Origin of the sequence: Rhizobium sp. SEMIA 4085, assembly GCF_013004495.1 — a bacterium.
In the GTDB taxonomy this organism is placed as follows: domain Bacteria; phylum Pseudomonadota; class Alphaproteobacteria; order Rhizobiales; family Rhizobiaceae; genus Rhizobium; species Rhizobium gallicum.
Window position 1 is genome coordinate 1 of record NZ_JABEPH010000508.1, and the last position, 3,304, is coordinate 3,304.

Annotated in this window: 3 protein-coding genes and 1 pseudogene; 3 read left to right on the plus strand and 1 reads right to left on the minus strand. The window is 58.7% G+C overall.

Features of this window, described 5'->3' with window-relative positions; genetic code table 11:
• On the plus strand, positions 1-653 hold a 653-nt coding region (locus C9413_RS30020), incomplete at its 5' end, for a response regulator transcription factor (RefSeq protein ID WP_170251323.1).
• A gap of 519 nt (positions 654-1,172) precedes the next feature.
• Here the strand turns inward: C9413_RS30020 and C9413_RS30025 are convergent.
• The gene (locus tag C9413_RS30025) at positions 1,173-2,090 is read right to left on the minus strand and encodes an MBL fold metallo-hydrolase (RefSeq protein ID WP_170251324.1); all 918 of its coding nucleotides are present in this window, start codon (positions 2,088-2,090) and stop codon (positions 1,173-1,175) included.
• Positions 2,091-2,475: 385 nt separating this feature from the next.
• Between C9413_RS30025 and C9413_RS30030 the strand changes: the two are divergent.
• Together C9413_RS30030 and C9413_RS30035 are read left to right on the plus strand one after the other, a co-directional pair.
• A pseudogene (locus tag C9413_RS30030) lies at positions 2,476-2,613 on the plus strand (carboxymuconolactone decarboxylase family protein); the annotation flags it as partial.
• A gap of 231 nt (positions 2,614-2,844) precedes the next feature.
• On the plus strand, positions 2,845-3,304 hold a 460-nt coding region (locus tag C9413_RS30035; RefSeq protein WP_170251325.1), incomplete at its 3' end, for an SDR family oxidoreductase.

The following is a 3,304-nucleotide window of genomic DNA, read 5'->3' on the forward strand; positions in this document are numbered from 1 at the left end:
TGTCACAGCAGAGCAAAAGCGAAGCAGAGCAGCCGCTCGTCATCATTGTCGATGACGATGCGTCCATGCGGGAGGCGCTGTCGGAGTTGATCCTGTCGGCCGGATTCAAGCCTGTTTGCTTTGCCTCGACCGGGGAAATGCTGGACACCAACGTCTTGGACAGCCCCGGCTGCTTGATCCTCGATGTTCGCATGCCACGAGTGAGCGGTCTGGACCTGCAGCATCATCTGGCCCAAAATGGCAGCCCCACGCCAATCATCTTCCTGACCGGGCATGGCGACATTCCGATGACCGTCCAGGCGATGAAGGCCGGCGCCGTGGACTTTCTCACGAAGCCCGTACGGGACCAAACGCTACTTGACGCTGTGATTAGGGGCATTGCGATGGATGCTGCGCGGCGGGAGGAATCCGTGATCGTCAAGCGCAACGTCGAACGCCTTCATTCGCTGACGCCACGCGAGCGCGAAGTTCTGTATGAAGTGGCGCGCGGACGCCTCAACAAACAGATCGCCTTCGACCTCGGCATCAGTGAAGTGACCGTAAAGCTGCATCGCGGCAATGTCATGCGCAAGATGGAGGTCGCTTCCGTCGGCGAGCTGATCCGGGCATGGGAAACGCTGCCCGCGTCGATACGCGAGTTCGGCGCGAACTAGGGTACTGTTGCGTCGCTGCGAAATGCCGCGAAGGGCCACTTGCTGCGGTGAGCAAAGCAGCACTATCCGAACCACGCAATGGTAGAGCAGCGGTTTGCGGCCGAAGAGCAAAATGGGTGGCGTCACCCTATGTACCGCCCATGACACGCCGCTTGAATGCCGGATCGATCCCGAGCAGAAACCCCCACAGATGCATGCTGCCGGAGCACAACCGGTGCGGCGCGAAGATGATCGACCTGCTCACTGTAGGGAAGCCGAAGCCTAAGCCGGTTACGGGCGGTGTCGTACGAGGCAGCGATCGACCAGTTGTACAAACGCATGCGGTCGTCTAGATCGTTTCATCGTTTCATGGAAACAGTAAAAGATCTTCGCGGTTCGCGGCCATGCCACATATCCAGACCATCGAATGCAGGTGTTAGGCACAATCGCTGGGGTTATTGATATCTTTTTGGCACTAGGGCGAGGGGTCATCAACGTTGTGAATACGCGCCCTAGTGCGGCCCTAACCCAGCTAATAGGTCAGTAGTCCCAGAATAGCGGTACCCAACGAAAGGCGTCGCCGTCGACCGCCACATGTCCGACGGATGGGAACGGCAGGTGAGTGGCCACCAGCAGTTCGCCGCTCGCCGCCAGCTCCCGCAAGAGACGGACCCGAACGCGCGCCGCCTCCTCGGGGTCATGTTCGAAGCCGTTGAACCAGTCGGGGTGCTCGAACCCGACCGCGAACACGGCGTCGCCGGCGAACATCAGCCGGTCGCCGTCGGACGCGAGGCGCCCCACGCTGTGGCCCGGGGTGTGGCCGCCGGTACGGGTGACGACCACCCCTGGTGCAACCTTGTGCTCCTCCTCAAACGTCTGCAGATTGCTGCGGTACTCTTCCGCGAACCGCTTGGCCGCCGCCCGCAGCGCGTCCGGGAACCCCTGCGGCATGGAGACGTGGGAGAAATCGGGGTGCGTCCAAAACTCCACCTCGGCGGCCGCCACGTGGATTCGCAGATCCGGACGCAGTTGGTCCTTCACGCCGTCGACGAGCAGCATGCCAATATGGTCCATGTGCATATGGGTAAGCACCACGTCGGTGACGGACGCAAGATGGATGCCGGCGGCCTCCAATCTATGCGCCAACTGTCCGGCTCGCGGCAAGTTTAAGTTCGGGTCGTCCCCCAGCCCAGCATCGATAAGTATGGTCCGGTCGCCGCTACGTACCACGACCACGTTCAGCCCCCAATCGAGCGTGTCAGTGGGCAGGAAATTGTAATCCAGCCAGGCCGCCCGCACAGCCGGCTCGGCGTTGTGGCCCAACATCGCGCCCGGGCGCGTTAGCACACCATCGCTGACCACTAGTACATCAATCTCGCCGATCCGCAGCGCGTAGCGTGACGGAACCAAGTCGTCGGTACCCATTCGAACAGAGTGTGGGGTAAGCTCGAAATCCATGTTAGCTCTCCTTCTCACCACCGCCTTAGACGCGGCATCTACGACGCTATGTCGAGCCGTGTTTGCGATCTATGGGGTCAAGAGGTAGTACGAGCCATACCTCGGTATAGGTTCTATCGCCACGATCGCGGCAACACGCGCTGGAGGTCAGCGACTGAATAGATCAGGCGAGATGCAACGTTCATTTATGACCCAGCTTGATTCGCTCGTCGGCCTTCCACCGACCCGGTACCGCGCATGCTGGCCGCACCTGCCAGACTGGAATTGGTATAGGAGCGATCATATTTCGATAACGGTTCTAGCTCTCTTCCAAAAGCGCTTGGAGATCTTGCAGGGGGCGAATTTCCCGCCGTTTGCACAATAGCCTGGCCATTTCGGGAGGTGACTGGAGCCCAGTCTTGGCGAGCTCGTCAAATTACGTGCCTCGCAGATCAATGGCTGCGCCTTTTGTATCTACATGCATGCGAGCGATCCTCGCTCACATGGCGAAACCGAAATGCGGGTTTACATGCTCGACGCATGGTGAGAGTCGCCGCTCTATAGGAAATGGGAACCGGGAAAGGGTTAAACGCTTCCTCGCGCGCGATGGCAACACTCGTATCACCCGTTCCTAGACTAGACTTGAGGATGGGTCGACTAAACCCGGCGATTAGAACTTTACGCTCCTTGCACGATAGAATGGATTTGTCTCTCCCGGCATTGTTCGAAGCGTTCGAAATGGTCCGAAACTTTCATTTTTTGAGGGACATCCGTTATGAAAATTGTTGTGATCGGCGGGACCGGCCTTATAGGTTCAAAGACTGTTGCGCGGTTGCGGGCCAAGGGACACGATGTTCTGGCTGCCTCACCAAACTCCGGGGTAAATACGATCACCGGCGAAGGTCTTGCTGAAGCGCTGACAGGTTGCGACGTCGTGCTTGATCTCGCCAACTCGCCTTCTTTCGAAGACAAAGCGGTTTTGGAATTCTTCGAAACGGCTGGCCATAATCTGCTGGCGGCCGAAGCAAAGGCCGGAGTGAAGCATCATATTGCCCTATCCATTGTAGGAACGGAAAGGCTGCCGGAAAGCGGCTATATGAGGGCCAAACTTGTCCAGGAAAAACTCATCAAAGCTTCGCCGATCCCCTACACAATCGGCCATTCCACGCAGTTCTTCGAATTCCTGCAGGGCATTGCCGATGAGGCCACGGTCGGTCCAGTCGCGCGGCACTCGC

Coding starts and splice junctions, on each gene's coding strand:
- C9413_RS30025 (WP_170251324.1), bottom strand. CDS start 2,090: ATGGATTTCGAGCTTACCCCACACTCTGTTCGAATGGGTACCGACGAC.